Origin of the sequence: Ruminococcus sp. Marseille-P328 (assembly GCF_964249465.1) — a bacterium.
Classification (GTDB): domain Bacteria; phylum Bacillota; class Clostridia; order Lachnospirales; family Lachnospiraceae; genus Blautia_A; species Blautia_A faecis.
Genome location: NZ_CAXUBQ010000008.1, coordinates 133,524 through 153,996, shown reverse-complemented (window position 1 = coordinate 153,996; position 20,473 = coordinate 133,524). Strand labels below are relative to the sequence as shown.

At 43.2% G+C, this 20,473-nt stretch carries 14 protein-coding genes and 3 pseudogenes; 6 read left to right on the top strand and 11 right to left on the bottom strand.

The features are described from left to right. Positions 1-242 precede the first annotated feature (242 nt). From ACESTK_RS07950 to ACESTK_RS07940, 3 genes and pseudogenes are all read right to left on the bottom strand, one after another. Positions 243-470, bottom strand: a complete 228-nt coding sequence (locus ACESTK_RS07950; protein WP_118580104.1) for an HPr family phosphocarrier protein — start codon at positions 468-470, stop codon at positions 243-245. Between the two features lie 262 nt (positions 471-732). Then, positions 733-2,157: an amidophosphoribosyltransferase gene (gene purF, locus ACESTK_RS07945; RefSeq protein WP_173715499.1), complete on the bottom strand. Its 1,425-nt coding sequence runs from the start codon at positions 2,155-2,157 to the stop codon at positions 733-735. 96 nt (positions 2,158-2,253) lie between these two features. Then, positions 2,254-2,379: pseudogene (locus ACESTK_RS07940) on the bottom strand (DUF6783 domain-containing protein); the annotation flags it as partial. Between ACESTK_RS07940 and ACESTK_RS07935 the strand changes: the two are divergent. The 3 genes and pseudogenes from ACESTK_RS07935 (at position 2,329) to ACESTK_RS07925 (ending at position 7,059) form a co-directional block, all read left to right on the top strand. Then, positions 2,329-2,472, top strand: a pseudogene (locus ACESTK_RS07935) (DUF6783 domain-containing protein). The pseudogenes ACESTK_RS07940 and ACESTK_RS07935 overlap by 51 nt on opposite strands. A 254-nt stretch (positions 2,473-2,726) precedes the next feature. Then, the gene (locus ACESTK_RS07930; protein WP_195409315.1) at positions 2,727-4,826 is read left to right on the top strand and encodes a glutamine synthetase III; all 2,100 of its coding nucleotides are present in this window, start codon (positions 2,727-2,729) and stop codon (positions 4,824-4,826) included. Between the two features lie 505 nt (positions 4,827-5,331). After that, a complete protein-coding gene (locus ACESTK_RS07925) occupies positions 5,332-7,059 on the top strand; it encodes an ammonium transporter (protein ID WP_195991728.1) in 1,728 nt (575 codons plus the stop codon). A 136-nt stretch (positions 7,060-7,195) separates the two neighbouring features. On the opposite strand, the gene ACESTK_RS07920 is transcribed toward ACESTK_RS07925, so the two are convergent. From ACESTK_RS07920 to ACESTK_RS07895, 6 genes are all read right to left on the bottom strand, one after another. Continuing rightward, on the bottom strand, positions 7,196-9,028 hold the full coding sequence (locus tag ACESTK_RS07920) for an ABC-F family ATP-binding cassette domain-containing protein (protein WP_373119400.1): 1,833 nt from the start codon (positions 9,026-9,028) through the stop codon (positions 7,196-7,198). Between the two features lie 24 nt (positions 9,029-9,052). Beyond that, on the bottom strand, positions 9,053-9,691 hold the full coding sequence (locus ACESTK_RS07915) for a trimeric intracellular cation channel family protein (RefSeq protein ID WP_173715597.1): 639 nt from the start codon (positions 9,689-9,691) through the stop codon (positions 9,053-9,055). A 317-nt stretch (positions 9,692-10,008) separates the two neighbouring features. Beyond that, positions 10,009-10,881, bottom strand: coding sequence for a carbohydrate ABC transporter permease (locus ACESTK_RS07910; protein WP_237963471.1), 873 nt, complete (start codon positions 10,879-10,881; stop codon positions 10,009-10,011). Further along, positions 10,878-11,858, bottom strand: a complete 981-nt coding sequence (locus ACESTK_RS07905; RefSeq protein WP_118580131.1) for a carbohydrate ABC transporter permease — start codon at positions 11,856-11,858, stop codon at positions 10,878-10,880. Before ACESTK_RS07905 ends, ACESTK_RS07910 begins: the two co-directional genes overlap by 4 nt. 233 nt (positions 11,859-12,091) lie before the next feature. Beyond that, on the bottom strand, positions 12,092-13,444 hold the full coding sequence (locus tag ACESTK_RS07900) for a hypothetical protein (protein WP_148462812.1): 1,353 nt from the start codon (positions 13,442-13,444) through the stop codon (positions 12,092-12,094). A 44-nt stretch (positions 13,445-13,488) separates the two neighbouring features. Continuing rightward, the gene (locus ACESTK_RS07895; protein WP_118580086.1) at positions 13,489-14,517 is read right to left on the bottom strand and encodes a LacI family DNA-binding transcriptional regulator; all 1,029 of its coding nucleotides are present in this window, start codon (positions 14,515-14,517) and stop codon (positions 13,489-13,491) included. 569 nt (positions 14,518-15,086) lie between these two features. On the opposite strand from ACESTK_RS07895, the gene ACESTK_RS07890 reads away from it, so the two are divergent. Beyond that, on the top strand, positions 15,087-17,522 hold the full coding sequence (locus tag ACESTK_RS07890; protein WP_373119399.1) for a GH36-type glycosyl hydrolase domain-containing protein: 2,436 nt from the start codon (positions 15,087-15,089) through the stop codon (positions 17,520-17,522). A 279-nt stretch (positions 17,523-17,801) separates the two neighbouring features. On the opposite strand, the gene ACESTK_RS07885 is transcribed toward ACESTK_RS07890, so the two are convergent. Both ACESTK_RS07885 and ACESTK_RS07880 read right to left on the bottom strand, forming a co-directional pair. Next, complete coding sequence (locus ACESTK_RS07885) at positions 17,802-19,139, bottom strand: MATE family efflux transporter (RefSeq protein WP_173715596.1); 1,338 nt, start codon at positions 19,137-19,139, stop codon at positions 17,802-17,804. A 56-nt stretch (positions 19,140-19,195) separates the two neighbouring features. Beyond that, positions 19,196-19,357, bottom strand: coding sequence for a DUF6783 domain-containing protein (locus tag ACESTK_RS07880; RefSeq protein ID WP_334297714.1), 162 nt, complete (start codon positions 19,355-19,357; stop codon positions 19,196-19,198). On the opposite strand from ACESTK_RS07880, the pseudogene ACESTK_RS07875 reads away from it, so the two are divergent. Both ACESTK_RS07875 and ACESTK_RS07870 read left to right on the top strand, forming a co-directional pair. Beyond that, positions 19,283-19,459: pseudogene (locus tag ACESTK_RS07875) on the top strand (DUF6783 domain-containing protein); the annotation flags it as partial. The gene ACESTK_RS07880 and the pseudogene ACESTK_RS07875 overlap by 75 nt on opposite strands. Before the next feature lie 330 nt (positions 19,460-19,789). After that, positions 19,790-20,443 (top strand): L-rhamnose mutarotase, encoded by a 654-nt coding sequence (locus ACESTK_RS07870; protein ID WP_173769734.1) that lies wholly within the window; start codon positions 19,790-19,792, stop codon positions 20,441-20,443. Positions 20,444-20,473 lie beyond the last annotated feature (30 nt).

Genomic DNA, 20,473 nt, shown 5'->3' with positions numbered 1-20,473 from the left:
GTCGCAGTTAGCGATTAGTTCGCTGGAGCGTTGCGCCGGCGAGTGAGTAATACACATTGTCCAAATGCGTCCCTCCTGAAGAACTTTTCACCCTCCCAACACACTAAATAGCAATTTGAGTTATAAAAAAAACAGATGCTGTCGGGATGCCATGCTGTCTCATATTTCAAGTCGTTCCCGGCAATATCTGTTTTTTACGATTTTATGGACACCTTAAAAGGTGCCAGTTTGCAACTACTTAATCAGGCAACTGCAAACTTCTGTAATGTACGGTTAAATTCCTTGCTCTCGCCATGGCACTGTACAGTAAGAACCCTTGTAAGATCCATGCTCAGAACTCCCAGAATGGATTTTGCATCAATGATGATTCTGTTATAGAAAACATCTATGTCAAAATCACATTTACCTGCTGCCCTTACGAATTCCTGAACATCTTCCTTCGCATTCAGCTTAATCTGCTTCTGACACATCGTTATCACCCTTTCTGTTTTACAGGAATTATAGTTTCCTTTTCTATCAAAATCAAAGGCTCTCGAAAACGTTTTCCCTTGATTGAGGCAAATTATGCACCAAGTCTCGATATTTGTCAAGTTTTTTCTTTCACACTTTTTTGTAACATTTCAGAAATAAATATACCGATTGCACAAATATGCAACCGGTATATTGGTAGTTATGCACTATTTTATTATTGTGGAAGTTCTGAGACAACCTGCATAGGCAAAATTATTTCTCTTATATCTTATGAATTTCAAAATCATTTTGTAAATTATTCTCATCTGGAATTACCATCGGATACTTTCCGTCAAAGCATGCCTTACAAATAGGAAGTCCACCTGCCATGCCCTCCAAATAATCAATCTCCATATAACCAAGGGAATCTGCCCCAATCATCTTACAGATCTCTTCTGTAGAGTGCTGCGCCGCGATCAGCTGGTCATTACTTGGCACATCGGTTCCGAAATAGCATGGATGTAAAAATGGCGGAGAACTGATCCTTACGTGTACTTCAAGAGCGCCTGCTTCTTTCAACATGCGGATCAGGTTTGCTATGGTGGTTCCACGGACAATAGAGTCGTCCACAAGCACAATGCGTTTTCCTTTTACAACAGCATCCAATACGCTCAGCTTCAGATGAACGCTGGATTCTCTCTCCTTCTGAGTAGGTTTGATAAAAGTTCTGCCGATATAAGAGTTCTTATAAAATGCAAATCCGAATGGAATACCAGATTCTTCAGAAAATCCTTTGGCAGCAGGAAGACCGGATTCCGGAACACCGGTGACAAGATCTGCCTCCACAGGATAAGATTTTGCAAGGGATTTACCGCCACGGATACGTGCATCATAAACCTTTACACCGTCCATGGTACTGTCCAGTCTTGCAAAATAGATATATTCAAAAACACAGTGGGCACGGGTTTTCACCGTATCCGCAAGAGTCATGTCTGACTTCACGCCCTTACGGCTGATCGTAATCATCTCACCAGGTTCGATATCACGGATAAACTCGGCACCTACAGAAGTAAGTGCACAGCTCTCAGAAGCCAGCACGTAAGCATTGTCCCTTTTTCCAAGGCAGAGAGGCTTTAAGCCATAGGGGTCACGGACTCCGATCAGCTTACGGGGACTCATGATCACAAGACCGTATGCGCCTTGCAGCTTCCTGGCTGTATTCAGAACTGCCTCCTCTACACAGCTGGTATGTACCCTCTCCCTGGCTACATGAAATGCGATCACTTCTGAGTCAGTGGTGGTATGAAAAACTGCTCCGCTCTGGATCAGTTCCCATTTCAGTGTCCCAGTGTTAACAAGGTTTCCATTGTGTGCCAGTGCCAGACTTCCTTTTACATAAGATAAAACCAAAGGCTGTGCGTTCTCTGCAACGGATGCTCCTGTTGTGGAATAGCGTACATGTCCGATTCCGATATCACCACTCATCTTATGGAGTGTATCCTCGCGAAGCACCTCGCTTACCAGTCCAAGATCTTTGTGAAACTTAACATTTCCAATAGGTCCCTTAGTATCCGATACTGCCAGGCCACAGGCTTCCTGACCACGGTGCTGCAAAGAAGTCAGACCATAGTAAATAGAAGACGTCACATCATTTCCATCCAGGTCATAGATTCCGAAGACACCACACTCTTCTTTAATCTCTGCCATTTGTTTTCCTCCTCGGTACTGAGTTTTATTTTAATGATCAAATCCAATCTCCAAAATGCATCCCATTTCGTCGATTTGGCGTATTGCCAAATAAATTTACAGCCAGGGACGTATCGTTATGCAGGCTCTAGAGCGTGTTTGAGAAAGGCTTTCTGCAAGATGTGCGTCACAATTTGTGGGAGATTTTGTCCGGATGAAGGCGCCGTAGCGGGCTACGGCAACTGAATTCGAGCAAAATATACCGCAAAGTGGGGCGTGCAGATTGCGGGAATGATTTTTCAAACAGGCTCTAGCTGTAAATTTGCTTGGCTCTGAACAAAAATTATAATGGAAGAAACCTATTTGTCAAGTATGCCTATCCTAATTTGAGCAAGAACTTTTTTCAGTCAACCGCAAAATCTTTTTGGAATTTTTTTCAAAAAAACTATTGACATCTGTTTTTTTTTGAGTATACTACAGAACATAAAGCAAAGGCGCTTTGGAATACAGAAATGTATCCAAGGCGCCTTTTTCTTTTATCAAAAATAAGGATGAAGAAAGACATGAAAAGTGAAAGGAGCGTATCCGTTATGACACAGAATATTCCCGAAATCTATGGAAGTCTTGTTTTCAACGACAGGATCATGCGCAGTAAATTACCTAAGGACATGTACAAAGCACTGAAAAAGACCATCGAAAATGGTACTCACCTGGAGCTTGATGTTGCAAACTCCGTTGCAGTAGCCATGAAAGAATGGGCAATCGAAAATGGTGCTACTCATTATACACACTGGTTCCAGCCTATGACAAATGTAACAGCTGAGAAACACGACAGCTTCATTTCCCCAACAGGCGATGGACAGGTGATCATGGATTTCTCCGGAAAAGAACTTGTAAAAGGTGAACCGGATGCTTCCAGTTTCCCATCCGGCGGTCTTCGTGCTACTTTTGAAGCAAGAGGATACACAGCATGGGATCCAACATCACCGGCCTTCATTAAAGACGGAACCCTTTACATTCCTACAGCATTCTGTTCCTACAGCGGTGAGGCACTTGACAAAAAGACTCCTCTCCTTCGCTCTATGGATACCTTAAATAAAGCAGCCGTAAACATGCTTCACGTTCTTGGAAACAAGGGAATTAAACATGTTTCCACAACAGTAGGACCTGAGCAGGAATACTTCCTGGTTCCAAAGGAGCTTTATAAAGAAAGAAAAGATCTTGTATTCTGTGGACGTACCTTACTTGGTGCTCCAGCTCCTAAGGGACAGGAAATGGAAGATCACTACTTTGGAACTCTGAAGCCAAAGGTTGCAGCTTACATGCATGATCTTGATGTAGAGCTCTGGAAGCTTGGCATTCCTGCAAAAACAAAACATAACGAGGTTGCTCCTGCACAGCATGAGCTGGCTCCTGTATTCGATACCACAAACGTTGCAGTTGACCACAACCAGCTGACAATGGAAATCATGAAAAAGGTTGCTGACAAACATGATCTGGTTTGCCTGCTTCACGAAAAACCATTTGAGGGAATCAATGGAAGTGGTAAGCACAACAACTGGTCCATGATCACAGATGATGGCGTAAATCTTCTGGATCCTGGAAAAACACCATCTGAAAACATTCAGTTTCTTGTCTTCTTAATGGCAGTTATTAAAGCAGTTGATGAATATGCTGATCTTCTTCGTATCTCCGTTGCAAGTGCAGGAAATGATCACAGACTTGGTGCCAACGAGGCTCCGCCAGCAGTTGTATCTATTTTCCTTGGTGATGAACTTACAGAAGTTCTGAAGTCTATCGAAAATGATACTTACTTTACTTCTCACGGCGCTGTACAGATGGATATCGGAGCAATTGTTCTGCCACACTTTGTAAAAGACAATACTGACAGAAACCGTACTTCACCATTTGCATTTACCGGAAACAAATTCGAGTTCCGTATGCTTGGTTCTGCTGCTTCTGTTGCAAACCCGAATATTGTATTGAATACAGCTGTTGCGGAAGCTCTTGACCAGTTTGCCAAAGAGCTTGATGGTGTAGCTCCGGAAGATATGGAACATGCAGTTCATGAACTGATTAAGAGAGCCATTAAGAAACACAAACGTGTGATCTTCAACGGTAACGGTTATACAGATGAGTGGATTGAAGAGGCTGAAAAACGTGGTCTTTACAACCTGAAGTCTACCCCGGATGCTCTCCCAATGTGGATTGCCCAGAAGAATATCGACCTGTTCACAAAGCACAGCATTTTCACCAGCGAAGAGCTGCACTCCCGTTATGAAATCTGGCTTGAGAACTACTCCAAGACCATCAACATCGAATCTAATACAATGGTTGAAATGGTTCAGAAAGACCTTCTTCCATCTGTTATGTCTTATATTGAAGAAATTGCAAGCACAGCAAGCCTGAAAGCATCTGTTGTACCTGGAATCACCTGTGAGAGTGAAACTACTCTTATCACCAAGCTGTCCGGACTTCAGGATGCTATGACAAAAGGTCTTGAGAAGCTGAAATCTGATACAGCAAAAGCAAAAGCAACTGAAGATGTTCTGGAAAATGCAAAACTGTATCAGGCTGAAGTACTTGAGGACATGGAGGAATTGAGAAAATCTGCTGATGAAGCTGAAACTCTCATTCCGGATGATCTGCTTCCATATCCTACATATGGAAAACTTCTCTTCTATATCTGATCAGATTTACAGAGGAGAATTCTAAATGAAAGAAACTGTTCCTGTTTTTGGAATTTGTTTCTCACACAGGTAAATACAGGGGATATCTATTATGAAACTCTACTTCATAATTCATTATCGATTTCCTCATCCATTAATCACACGATACGGATATCCCCTGTTTTACATATTAATTTTACAACTGAATATTTCGTTACTGTTCACTGGTAACATTCCGCGAGGTGTTTTTTGTAAACAAAGTTCACAGAAAACCCGAGAATTAAGTTTGCGCAGCAAACGCTACTTCTTGTGCCTGTCACAAGAAGGTTCGTCTTTCTGTGCATCGCGAAGCGTGTTACTGGTCACAGAGTGAACAGTAACAATATTTCTGCAGACGCAGATAATATACCAGGATCGTAAAGGCGCGAAAGAAAAAACAAATTTGTTTTCTCTTTCGCGCTTTTTGATATTAAAAACGTGTTTTTCGAAACATTTCGAAAAGTGCGAAAAGAGGGAGGAAATTATTATGGATTATTCAGCAGTAAACACGATCTGGGTACTTGTTGGTGCCGCGCTGGTCTTCTTTATGCAGGCCGGATTTGCTATGGTGGAGACAGGTTTCACCAGAGCCAAAAATGCAGGTAACATTATTATGAAAAACCTGATGGATTTCTGTATCGGTACTCCGGCTTTCTGGCTGGTTGGCTTTGGAATCATGTTCGGTGCAGGAAACGGCTTCTTCGGAAGAATCGGTGGTATCGCTTCAGAAGCAAATTATGGCAGTGCAATGCTTCCTGACGGAGTTCCGTTCTGGGCATTCCTGATTTTCCAGACAGTCTTCTGTGCTACTTCCGCTACAATTGTTTCCGGTGCTATGGCTGAGAGAACCAAATTCTCATCGTATTGTGTATACAGTCTTATGATCAGCCTTGTAGTATATCCGATTTCCGGTCACTGGATCTGGGGCGGCGGTTTCATCAGTCAGATGGGCTTCCATGATTTCGCAGGTTCCTGTGCAGTACATATGGTAGGTGGTGTGGCCGCCTTTATCGGTGCCGTCATTCTTGGACCACGTATCGGAAAATATTCCAAAAGCGGAAAATCAAAAGCAATTCCAGGTCATAACCTGACAGTCGGTGCACTTGGTGTATTTATCCTCTGGTTCTGTTGGTTTGGTTTCAACGGTGCTTCCACTGTATCCATGGAAGGCGATGCAATTGTAAGTGCAGGAAAAATCTTCGTTACCACAAACCTTGCTGCTGCAGTTGCAACTGTAACGGTTATGATGATCACATGGATCCGCTATAAAAAACCAGATGTATCCATGTCCCTGAACGGATCTCTTGCAGGTCTTGTTGCAATTACTGCAGGATGTGATACTGTATCTCCTGCATCTGCTGCTATTATCGGTATTGCAGCTGGTTTTGTCGTAGTATTTGGTATTGAATTTATTGATAAAGTATTAAAAGTGGATGATCCGGTTGGTGCTGTTGGTGTCCATGGCTTAAACGGTGCATTTGGTACTCTCGCCGTTGGTCTTTTCTCCGATGGAGCTGGTACAGGCTGGAAAGGTCTTCTTGTTGGCGGCGGTTTCCACGGATTTGGTGTACAGCTTGCCGGAATGCTTATCACAATTGCATGGGTTGCAGTTACAATGACAATTATTTTCCAGGTTATCAAACATACTATGGGTCTTCGAGTATCTGCTGAAGAGGAGATTCAGGGTCTTGATATAAAAGAACATGGTCTTGCAAGTGCTTATGACGGATTTGCTATTCGCGATGCTGTTGCTTCTGTTCCCACTCCTATGGGAACTTCCAGAGAATTTACCGCTGCTCCCAGACCTTCTGCTCCAGCTGAATTCATTCCGGAACTCCCGACAGACGGCGTTCATAAGCTTACAAAGGTTGTTATCATTACCCGTCAGAACAAGCTGGAAGAGTTTATGCAGGCTATGAATGAAATCGGCGTAACCGGAATCACCATTACAAACGTTCTTGGCTGTGGTGTCCAGAAAGGGGCTCCTGCTTACTATCGTGGCGTTGAGATGGATATGAACCTGCTTCCGAAAGTCAAGATTGAAATTGTTGTCAGCCTTGTTCCTGTTCAGAAGGTTATCGAAACCGCCAAGAAAGTTCTTCATACCGGTCAGATCGGTGATGGAAAAGTTTTCGTATACGACATCGAAAACGTTGTCAAGATCAGAACCGGCGAGGAAGGTTACCTGGCATTGCAGGATACTCACGAAGAGTAATAAATTATTTTGACATCTTACTATATTTTTGTTTCCCTTATTTAAAAACAGCTCCTGGAATTTTTCCGGGGGCTGTTTTTCTTATACGTTTCCGGCACATATGTCCGTCACTGCTGCTTCCTATACAAATATTTTGTTATCCATTATATTTCCGCAAAAGTTTTTCCAGTTCTTGTGAAATTTTTTTCGCATCCTCATACTTGCCAGCCTGAAGTGCGAAAGCTATTCGATTCTCCAGTTCTTTTTTCTTCTGCTCATATTCCAGGTAATCCTTATCAAAGTGATCGGCGTAAATCATCTTTCGGAATTTTCGCATACTTACCTTGCGAAGGCCCTTATCCTCTGTGAGAAGCACATAATCCATGCAGTTGGCTACGGTATAAAAATCATGGGAAACCATGAGAACTGTCCCATTGTATTTCTCTACCGCCTGCTCCAGTGCCAGTTGGGAATATGTGTCCAGATGACTGGTTGGCTCATCCAGTAGCAGCAGACCTGCACCTGTTCTGGAAATCTTCGCAAGCTGGAGAAGATTCTTTTCTCCACCAGACAGATCACATACCGAACTGTAGATCAGTTCTTTCTCAAAACCATAGGTTTTCAGGTAAGCTATCACCTGATCATCGGTATCAAAGCCTGCATCCTCAAAATTTTTAAGAACAGTGGCCTTCTCATCAAATACCTCCCCATGCATCTGGGAAAGATATGCCATCTTAACATTTTCGCCAAGACGGATTGCCGGGTTTTCTCCTTTGATAACATCACGAAGAAGGGTCGTCTTTCCAGTACCGTTTGGTCCCACAATTGCAACCTTATCCCCTGCATGAAGAACAAAGGAAACATGTTCCATAATCTCACGGTCAAAGGTCACATTATAGTCTTCTACACTTAACACTATCTTCTCAGCTTCATTTTCCGCATTCGCATCTCCCAACTCGGATTTTCTTTCACTTTCCAAAGCTTCTTCCGGATTTTCACCAGAAACTTCCGCATCAAAAACCTCATCTGCATGAAATACGATCTCCGGCTGCTTAATATCCACAAATGGAGACTTTGTCTTTCTCGCTTCCAGACGTTCCAAAAGGGAAACTCGCGCATGCAGGCTTCTTCCCCTTGTTGCACTGTCAATGGCAGTAGCGCTGTTTCGAAGACGCTCTACAATCTTGCGGTTACGCTCGATTTCCTCCATATCTGCCGCAGCCAGCTCCTGCTGCTCAATTTTCATCTGCAAAAGTGCAAAATTATAATCCACATAATTGCCATCAAATTCCTGCATCTCCGTATTCTCCAGATGGAGGATCTTGTTGAAGCAATGATTCAGAAGATAGCGGTTGTGGGTGATCACAAGCAGTGTTCCCTTATGGGAATTGATCAGATTCCGAAGTGCATTTAAGTGCTGAAAATCCAGGAACACATCTGGCTCATCCATAATAATAAATTTCGGGCTGATCATCATCTCCCGGATGACCTGCACCAGCTTGAACTCTCCACCGCTTAAATTTGTAAGAAGCTGGTCTTCATACCCAGCCAGACCCGCTGTTTTCAGCTGCTTGCGAATATTACTTTCGTAAAAGTCACCGTCAATGGCATTAAATTCATCTAAAGTCTGCTGATATTCCTCCATCAGCTCCTCCAGATGATTTGTAACTGCCATATCCTCGCAGATCTGGTTGATCTTATTCTGAAGCCTTACAAATTCTTCACTGATGTAATCAAATACCGTAACCTCTTTTTCTCTCTCAATGGTGTAAAACTGACTGACATATCCAATCCTTCCAGGTACATCCACGATCAGCTTTCCATCGTATAAATATTTATCCGGATGAAGGATCATGTTCACCAGTGTACTCTTACCGGTTCCATTGGTTCCGATAAAGGCACAATGCACATCATCCTCCAGGGTAAATGAAATTTTATTATATAACTCTTTATGTGGAAAAGAATAGGATAAATTCTCTGCTTTAATCATAAGTACTCCTCTAATAGCTACCTTTTATTTTAATTTCGGCAGGTTCCACCTGTAATGTGCAGCCAGATACCGCATCAGGATCACCGCTGCAGATCCAAAGATCAAGGAGAACACCACTCCAAACCAGCGGTACGTATACACACAAACAATAGCTCCCACAATGGATGCACATGCATAAATATGCTTTACAAAAATATAAGGCGGCACCTCTGCCATCATATCACGGAGCAATCCTCCGCCAACACCGGTGATGGTTCCCACAAATACCAGCAGGAAAGTGTTGTCTGCAAACCCCTGACGGATTCCAGTATTTACGCCAACCACAGTAAATATCCCAAGTCCTACAGAGTCCATCACCAGCATTACTTTGTCATAAGTAACATTTCCTTTCAGCATCTCCCTTTTAAAATAAAGAAGAAAAAACACCAGCACTGAAGTAAGCACTGCTACAGCCGCATATACTGGCTTCTGAAAAACTCCCGGAGGGGTAATTCCAAGCGTCACATCACGAATCATACCCCCGCCAACTGCAGTGATCACCCCAAGAACCGAAACTCCGAAAATATCCATCTTCTGCTCCGATCCCACCAGTGCACCTGACGCTGCAAATGCAATAGTTCCAATCATCTCCAAAATAAATGTGATTGTTTCCTGATACCCCATAAAACAATAACCTCGCCCAATTTTATCCTAAAGCATGTTTAAAAAGACTTTCTGCAAGATTACGTGAATGATTTTTCAAACAGGCTCTATGCCATTCTCAAAAAACATGCTGCTTTTTCCTATAAATGACACCAAATCAGTATAACATATAATTCTCTGTTTGCCACCTGAAAATACCAAAATTCTTAATAAATTTCAGTGATGCTAAATTATTTTTCAAAAAAAGTGCAAAAATACAGCCAGAAGATTTCTCCCCTGACTGTACATGTTATTCTCTTTTAATATTTTTCTTAATCAAATGCTTTTCATACACGCCATCAACCCTTAACACCGCCAAGTGCAACACCTGCGACGATGTACTTGGAAAGTACCAGGTATACAACAACCAGAGGGATAATGGTAACAAAAAGTCCTACATAAACTACACCATAGTCCGTACGGAACTGGTTGGAGCTCAGCAGCTGTACAAACATAGGAAGTGTTTTCTTGGAATCTGTTGTCAGCAAAATGGTAGGTGTAAACAGGTTGTTCCACTGTGCAATAAACTGAAAGATTGCCTGTGTGGCAACTGCCGGTTTCATAATCGGCAGGATAATTTTGTTAAAGGTATTCCACTCTTTTGAACCGTCGATTCTGGCTGCCTCGATCATCTCCAGAGAAAGTGTACTTTCCATATACTGTTTCATAAAGAAAACAACAGTTGGAGCTGCAATGGCAGGAATGATCAGCGGAACGTATGTATCGATCAGCTTCAGATCCAGCATGAAACGGTAGAAACCGATGATGGAAATCTGACTTGGCACCATCATAACTGCCATAATAAATGCCCATGCAAATTTTTTGAATTTGAAATCATATACATGGATACCATAAGCTGTCAGAGATGAAAAGTAAACTGACAGGAAGGTTCCAGGGATTGTAATGGTTGCAGAGTTAATGATTGCTTTCTGCAAAGTGATCTGCATACCGTTCTGCTTGATCATCAGGTTTTTCCAGTTCTCGATCAGGTGTGTGGACGGAATCAGGGAAACACCAGCCTTGATAGACTCAGAATCTCTTGTTGCGTTCATAACCAGAAGAACAAATGGCAAAAGTGCAATGATACAGAATAAAATACAAATAATGGTACGGAAGACTTTCTGATGCAGCATATTCTTGCTGTAGCTGTCTGCTGTTGCGGCTTTACTCATGATCTTCCACCTGCCTTTCTACGCTGTTTCTGCTCTTTTTTCATACGTCTGTCTTCGCTGTCGCTCATAGTTGCGAACAGGATCAGACTGACAACCAACGTGATAATAAACAGTACTACGGAAACGGCTGCTGCCTTTCCAACATCGCTGTTATACAGACGCATAATATACATAGCCATTGTAGTAGTCTTATCATCTGGAAGACCAACAAGTCCGGTTTCCGGAACGTTGAACAATGCCGGGATATCATACATCTGAAGACCACCGATTGCGGAGGTAACCAATGTGTACAACATAATTGGTTTCAAAAGCGGTAAAGTGATGTAGCGGAATTTTTTCCAGCCTGTTGCACCATCAATATCAGCAGCCTCGAAAAGTCCCGGGTCAATGCCAAGAACGCCTGAAATCAGAAGCAAGGTCGTATTACCAAACCACATCCACCACAGAATTGTGGAGATCAGCCCACGGCTTCCTGCTACGCTGGACATAAAATCGAAGTTCTTGCCAAGAACGCCCCAGTCCTTCAAAGTCTGGGTGATTGGTCCGTACTGGGAAAACAAAGATTTAAACAATACAGAAACAGAAGCTGCAGTGATAACACTTGGAAGATAAACGATAACCTTCATCGCACCGGTTCCTTTTACCTTAACCTTCTCATCCGTCAGCCATACAGCCAGAAGAAGGGAAACCAGAATCTGAGGAACAAAGTTGCAGCCCCACATTACAAGGGTATTTTTCAGATAGCTGAGTACATAACCTCTCTCTCCTGCAGCCATACCAAGGATATTTACAAAATTCTGAAGTCCTGCAAACTCCATGAATTCACGCCCGTTACGTTTGTAGTAGGATAAGGTACTATAATAGAAAGTATTGATCAGTGGCCACAGCTGGAACACCAGATAAGTGATAAAAAACGGTGCAATAAAGAAGTAGCCATACCTTCCATAATCGATCATTTTTTTCTTTTTCTTATTCATAACAGCCTCCTGTCTGAAGTTGCCTGCTTTTCCCAGGCAGAATGCCTGACACTGGCGGGAGTACCTGCCCCTCCGGGCTTCTGCGCCATCCTCCTCTGCCACTGGCAGTCATTCTGCTTTTTTATAGCAAAAGCAGCTGCTCGCTTATATAAGAATGTGCTGCTCCTTCTTTTGGGAAGAAGCAGCACATTCACTACTTACTTATAATTGACTCTGCAAACTCTTAAGCCACATTATTCTGCGCTCAGGTAAGAGAATGTATCATGGATAGATGCAGTCAGATCTGCAAGTGCAGTATCAAGGTCTTTTTCGCCTGTAGCATAAGCCTTGGTCTGAGTATCCATAAGGGAAAGGATCTGCTGATCTTCTGCTGTTACCATAGAAGCGTCAAGTCCGTCTGCTAATGGAAGGAAGAACTCCATGAAGTTCTGTCCAGCGTCTGGATACAGATAGCCGTTTCCATCTGCGGATGTACCAGCCTCGATGATCTTGCTGACAGCTGCTGTATTGTTTACATAGTCAGAGTTCAGAGCGTTGATTGCAACCATTCCATCTTCATCACATGTGAAGAATTTCATGATCTTAGCTGCAAGCTCGGTATCTGCACAATCTGTTGTAGCTGCAAGTCCTGTGCCGCCCCAATAGCATTTTGTCTGGGTAGGAACAAGGATTGTGTTGCCTTTCCAAGCATCACTTAAGCTCCAGTATACGAACCATGGGCATCCCATATAAGCAAGTGCTGCGTTAGAATCAACGCCATCACCACTCATGTTTGCACTCCAGTCAGCGCTCCACTGATCGGTATTGAAGGTAAGGTCTTCATCATAAAGAGTCTTAGCTGTTTCCATATATGTCTTGATGTTGTCATCAATTGTAATCTTATCGTTCTCATCATAGAAGCCCTGAGTTCTGGAACCGGTCAGGCTACGTTTGATCTCATCATAGCCAGAGAACAGTTTGCATTTTCCGCCGGAAGCATCGTTAACCTCTTTAGCTGTAGCAACGATGGTATCCAGATCTTTGAATTTCTCAGCTAATGCTGCAGGATCTGTTGTTCCAAGATATTTCTCAGCCAGATCTGCACGAACTGCGTAGCATCCAGGAGTTGCCTGCCAGAACAGTGCTCTTACGTTTCCATCAACATCGGATCCAAGATCCAGATTGTACTGATAGCTGTTTGCATAGTCATCAGCTGTGATTCCAAGATCTGCTACATTCTGTACCCAGTCGCTGTTTACATATTTCTGAACATAGTCAACTTCCAGGCCCATCATATCAGGATATAACTCATTTGAAGGATCATCAAGTACAGGATCCAGTTTGCTCTGATAATAATCAGATCCACCTGTGTTTACGAAAACGATTCTTTCGTAATCATCTGGATAAGCCTCTTTGAATGGTCCATCAAGGATCTTCTTGATATCATCGTTCCATCCCCATACTACAAAGGAATCATCTGCGGAAGCGTCACCGGTAACTTCGTTTTCCGGTGTTTCTGCATCTTCTGCCATAACCGGGACTGCACATAATGTCATTCCTGCCAGCATAGAAGCTGTTAATAATACGCTCACCATTTTTTTCTTCATGTTACTTCCTCCTTTAATTATATCTTTTAATTTTTTTTTAATAACTACTTGAAATTTTTTGATGGATACAAAGTTTTCACGGAAGCTCCTTTAAAAAGGGTTCCATCCACTGTGTATTTCTCAATAACTGTTGTCTTCGGGTGCTCAATCAGCTCAATCAGCCTTTCTGCCGCTATCCTTCCGATTGCAGCTGTGTCCTGGCAAAGGGTTGTCAGCTTGGGTTCAAGAACCTGGGCGATATTAATTCCATCGTACCCGGCTACTGAAATGTCTTCCGGTATCCGAAGTCCTCTTTCCCGTATCTCGTTTATCCCTCCCATCGCTGCATAATCGTCAGGATAGAGAATACAGGTTGGCGGATCTTTCAAATCCAAAAGTTCACCGGTTCTCTCACCTGCCAGATCAGCATCTCTGTAAAAAGATGGTTTTACATATTCATCCGGTTCTTCAATCCCCAGTCTTTGCAGGGTCCGGTAAAAGCTTCCAAGACGATTCTTGGTAACCGATGTGTCATCTCCGTGAATGTAAGCGATCTTGCGGTGTCCTTTCTTATATATATAGGTAACAAGTTCTTCCATTCCCTGGATGTTGTTGGATACTACCGATATCCTTCCATCACAGATATGATCGATGGTCACCACCGGAATGTCTGAAAGGAGAAGCTCCTGAACCTCTTCTGCGGTGAAATCCACACAGGCCATTACCACTCCGTCCACACCCCGGTATCTGCAGTGCTCCAGGTAGGTCATCCTTTTACCGGAAACATTTCCGCTTGTAAAAGTAATGTCATAACCTTTCGCTTCTGCGGTGCTTTTGAAACTTTCCAGTACTCTGTTAAAGTAATCATGTGTGAGACCGCTTCGGGCCTCGTCCACAAATAAAACTCCCAGATTAAAGGTTCGCTTCGTCTTCAAAGCTCTTGCCGATGAGTTGGGAAGATATCCCATCTCTGAAGCCGTTCTTAATATGTAGTTTTTTGTTTCTTCTCCGATATCGGAGTAACCATTTAATGCTTTACTGACAGTGGCGACTGAGACATTACATTGTTTTGCGATTTCTTTCATGGAAACCATATGCCTGCCTCATTCTTTCCTGTTTTTCTTTCCTGTCATCTCTAAATCGTTTTCGTGAGCTTATAGTACCCCCTAGTGCACAAAAAATCAAGTGGTTTCCTGCATTTTTTGTGCGTTTTCACATCATTCTACCTATTGCACAATTTAGATATTTGTGTTTTTAACAATTTAATTGTGAATAAGAGCTCTTTCCGAAATGTTTTCGCGAAAAGTTTCGTGTTTTAAATCTCTGATTTGTAATATATAATAGATTTCATTATTACAGTAATTTTTATGTTGCTTTTAATCAGTCTTTCTATTATACTAAGAGCAAATATATACCATTATTCTTTACTTTTATTTCTAATTGCCTTTACTTATTCGTTTTCGTATGTTAATTATCTCGCAATTCAATCCAATTGATTTTTTCGAAACTACTCATTGCATTTGCAAAACATTATTACTATATAAGCGTAGATCACTGTGCAGCTTCGAAAAATAAATTAATGCACCCTGATGTAAATCACGAATAGCAATCAACCAATTAGAAAGAATTCAGCAAGAATAAAATTTATCAAAGGAGATCCACTATGAATTTCGGACATTTTGATGACGCCAATAAAGAATATGTCATTACAACACCAGATACCCCGTTGCCATGGATCAACTACCTTGGCTCCCAGGATTTCTTCACACTGATTTCCAACACCTGCGGCGGCTACAGCTTCTATAAAGATGCAAAGCTGCTCCGTATCACTCGTTACCGCTACAATAACATCCCGGTAGATTCCAACGGAAAATACTACTATATCAAAGATGGGGATACCGTATGGAATCCAGGTGCAATGCCAACCCGCACTCCTCTTGATGTTTATGAGTGCCGCCATGGACTTGGCTACAGCCGTTTCCACGGTGAGAAAAACGGCCTGGCAGCTGATCTTCTTGCATTCGTCCCTATTGACACAGCCTGCGAGATCAACAAACTGACTCTGCGAAACAATTCAGATAAAGTGAAAGAGATTTCGTTATTTTCATATGTAGAATTCTGCCTCTGGAATGCTGTGGACGACATGACCAACTACCAGCGAAACTTAAGCACCGGTGAAGTTGAGATCATCGGCAGCACCATTTACCATAAGACCGAATACCGCGAACGACGCAATCACTACAGCTTTTTCACTGTAAATACTCCTGTAGACGGTTTTGACACCAGCCGTGATGAGTTCTTAGGACTTGGCCGCGGCAACAATGCTCCAATCGTTGTAGAGGAAGGCAAGAGCCACAATTCTGTTGCCAGCGGATGGTATCCCATTGCCAGCCAGCAGATCAATGTTTCTCTGGCACCTGGTGAAGAAAAAGAATATGTTTTCCTTCTCGGCTATTGTGAAAACCCAAAAGACGACAAATGGGAAGCTTTAAACGTGATCAAAAAAGAGCCTGCTAAGAAGATCATGGAGAAATTCGAAACTTCCGAACAGGTAAATGAAGCTTTCGCCATCCTGAATACTTACTGGGACGATCTTCTCTCCCGCTATCATGTAGAGAGTAAGGATCCTCACGTAAACCGTATGGCAAATATCTGGAACCAGTACCAGTGTATGGTAACCTTCAACATGTCCCGTTCCGCTTCTTACTATGAATCCGGAACCGGCCGTGGAATGGGCTTCCGTGATTCCTGCCAGGATCTTCTTGGATTTGTACATCTGATCCCGGAGCGTGCAAGAGAACGAATCCTTGACATTGCTGCAACCCAGTTCGAAGATGGAAGTGCTTATCATCAGTACCAGCCGCTTACCAAGCAGGGCAACCTGGATATCGGAAGCGGATTTAACGATGATCCGCTGTGGCTGATTGCCGCTGTGGCCGCTTACTTAAAGGAAACTGGAGATTATTCCATTCTGGATGAAATGGTTGCTTTTGACTGCCATATGGAAAAAGCAGCTCCTCTTTTTGAGCATCTCCGCCGTTCCTTCGAATACAGCCGCACCCATCTTGGACCACACAAGCTTCCTCTCATCGGACGTGCTGACTGGAACGACTGTCTGAACCTGAACTGCTTTTCCAATGAGCCTGGTGAATCCTTCCAGACCACAGGACCATCTGAGGGACCAGTTGCAGAATCTGTATTTATTGCAGGTATGTATGTAAAATATGGAAATGAGTTTGCAGAGATCTGCAGACGTGTTGGAAAAGAGGAGGACGCTGCTATCGCGCAGAAAGCTGTTGAAGAAATGTACCAGGCAGTCCTTGACGCTGGCTGGGATGGAGAATGGTTCCTTCGTGCTTATGACGCCACCTCTCAGAAGGTTGGTTCCCACGAATGCGAAGAGGGACAGATTTTCATTGAACCGCAGGGCTTCTGTATCATTGCTGGCATTGGCGTGAAAGAAGGTCTGGCAAAAAAAGCTCTTGATTCTGTAAAAGAGCGCCTGGATACCAAATATGGTATTATGCTTCACCAGCCGGCTTACACCAGATATTACCTGAACCTTGGTGAAATTTCTTCCTACCCGCCAGGATACAAAGAAAATGCCGGAATCTTCTGCCATAACAATCCATGGATTTCCATTGCCGAAACTGTTATCGGAAGAGGAAACCGTGCTTTTGAAATTTATAAAAAGACCTGCCCGTCTTATATTGAAAACATTAGCGAAATCCATCGTACAGAACCTTATGTTTATTCCCAGATGATCGCAGGACGTGACGCAGCCCGCCACGGTGAGGCAAAGAACAGCTGGCTTACCGGAACAGCCGCATGGACTTTCGTGAACCTCTCCCAGGCAATCCTGGGTGTGCAGCCATCCTATGACGGCCTTTCCATTGATCCGTGTATTCCGGAGGGCTTCGGTGACTTCACCCTCACCCGCCGCTTCCGCGGTGCCACCTATTACTTCGACGTTAAGAATCCGAATAATGTGGAAAAAGGTGTAGCTTACCTGGAGGTTGATGGCAAGCATGTGAATGGAACTGTGGTACCTGTTGAGGACGGAAAGACAGAGTATCATGTAACGGTGCATATGGAATAAAAATAAATATTACGAATTTTAGCAAGAGCCCCCGGACCGAAATTCCGAGGGCTCTTGTTTTCCTATCTATTTTATGATACCAGTGTCAAAAGGTCAAAAAGCTGTTCGTGCTTGCACGATAAGGCTTTTGAACTTGGGACACGCCAAATATGAGAAAGTAGCGATTTACGTAGTAAATCAGCGGATTTCGAATATTTGGAGGATTGCGGGAGCAGCGTAGCTGCGTAGCAATCCGGGTATCAAATGAGTGTCAAAAGACCTTTTGACACTCATATCATTTTATTTCTCGTAAAGCGGATGAATTTCTTTCTTATACGCATATCGTATAAACACAAAGCAGATCACTCCTGAGAACACCTCTGCAATAGGAAAGGACCACCAGCAGGCTCCAAGGCCACCTGCTTTTGACAGGATAAACGCAGCCGGGAGCAGTACTACCAGCTGGCGCAGCACAGACACTGCAAGGCTTAAAAAACCATGTCCAAGCGCCTGAAACACAGAAGATGCAACTACAGAAAATCCTGCGATCAGAAAGCTGAGGCTAATGGTACGAAGTGCCGGGATACCGATTGCCATCATATCGTCAGAGGCACTGAAAATTCCCAGAAGACTTCCCGGAAACAGCTGGAATACAGCGAAACCAGCAAGCATAATACATACTCCGTAAATAATACTCAGCTTAATTGCTTTCGTAATACGTTTCGGTTTTCTGGCACCATAGTTGTAAGCAACAATGGGAACCATTCCATTATTCAGTCCAAACACTGGCATAAAAATAAAGCTCTGCAGCTTGAAATACACGCCAAATACCGCCGTTGCAGTAGAAGTAAAGCCCATCAGGATCTTATTCATTCCGAATGTCATAACAGAACCAACAGACGCCATAATAATAGATGGAAAGCCTACGCTGTAAATGCTGCGGATCACATCACCGGAAATCTTATATTTCACAAGAGAAATATGAAGCTCTTTATTCAGCTTCATATTCACGATCACACCTGCAATTGCTGCAATGATCTGTCCTGTAACAGTGGCAAGGGCTGCTCCTGTTACTTCCATTCTTGGAAAGCCGAATAAACCAAAAATCATGATTGGATCCAGAATAATATTGATAATAGCGCCAAGAAGCTGTGTTGCCATGGAATACACCGTCTTCCCTGTAGACTGCAGAAGCTTCTCGCAGGTCAGCTGGATAAACAGGCCGAAGGACATAATTCCGATCACTCTGACATAATCCACACCATATTCCATGATCTGTGGATCCGTAGTCTGCACCCTGAAAAAAGCAGGTGCAAAAAATCCACAAACAATTGCAAATCCAATAAAGCTGAAAATTGCAAGATAAATACCGTTATTTGCAGCACTGTTGGCATACTCCTGCTTTTTCTCCCCAAGAGAGCGCGACACCAGCGCATTGATACCAACACCAGTACCGGTTCCCACTGCGATCATCAGGTTCTGCACCGGAAACGCAAGTGAAACTGCAGTAAGTGCACTCTCACTTAATTTCGCCACAAACATACTGTCCACAATATTATAAAGTGCCTGGACAAGCATGGAAATCATCATCGGTACAGACATGGTGAGCAGAAGCTTTGCCACTGGCATCACACCCATTTTATTTTCCTGAACTTTTACTTCTTTTTCCAAAAACAATCCCCTCTCTTCTGTAATTAAACCTTTTCGTTTACGGTTCGCCCCGTGACCAGTAACCCTTTTTTTCTGTCGCCCTCTTTTTTAGAGCGTGTTTGAAAAAAACTTTCTGCAAGATGTGCATCACAATTTGCAGGAAATTTTGCCCGGATAGGGGCGTCGCAGCGGGCTACGCAGACCAAATTCAGGCAAAATATACTGCAAAGCAGGGCGTGCAGATTGCGGGAATGATTTTTCAAACATGCTCCAGGCCAGTCCTCTTATTGTATATAAGTACATGCTGAATGTCAATATAAGGGTGGATTTATCTGAGAAATTATGCTATCCTTATTACTGGTTACTGTTCACTCCGTTCACAGTAACGCGCTTCGCGATGCACAGAAATCATGCAAAGCATGATTTCGCGCCGCAATTCTCGGGTTTTCTGTGAACTTTGTTCACAAAAAACACCTCGCGGAACATTACCAGTGAACAGTAACTATTACTGTTCACTGGTAACATTCCGTGAGAAGTAAACTTGACTTTTTCTTAGATTAATATTTTTTTACAAGGTTCAAAACAGAAAAACTAGATATACACAATATCTTATTTTTATAAAACGGAGGATTTTTCTTATGGAAAGACACAGCTTTGCTATGGAAATCAAAAAAGGGAAAAAAAATGAATACCGCCAGATATTAGGAGAGATCTGGCCAGATCTGACTGCATTTCTGGATCAGGAAAAGGTACATAATTTCAGCATCTGGAACTGTGATTCCCTGATTTTCGGATATTACGAAACAGACGAAAATAACGAATTTTCAGAAGAGAAAAAAGCCAGCATCCAAGCTCTCACCTCCAGAATTGACCACACCTTCACCTGGATCTCCACCCCTGGCGAAAACATGCGTCTGATGTACCACAATTTCGGTGTTGTCCGCGAAAACAAAGAACTGATCCGCCACAGAATGTTCATAACCAGACTGAAACCTGATTGCGAGGAAGAATATAAGGCAAGACATGACGGACTGGTTGCCGCGAGAGAGGGCAGAATTGACCCGGGTCCTGACAGCAACTTCAGCATCTGGAGCGCAGGCGGATATATTTTCGGCTACGACGAGATCGACACCACTATGGAGACTGAAGAAACACCGGAAGCCCATGAAGCTACCGTTGCCTGGGAAACCCGCCAGCTTGGCATCATGGACTGGATCACCAATGACTGCGACTGGCTCACAGGAACAGTCCACTCTGCAAGCGTAAGACTGGCATGGCATATGGGGAAATAGAATCATAATGCTCCAAAACCCTCAATGATT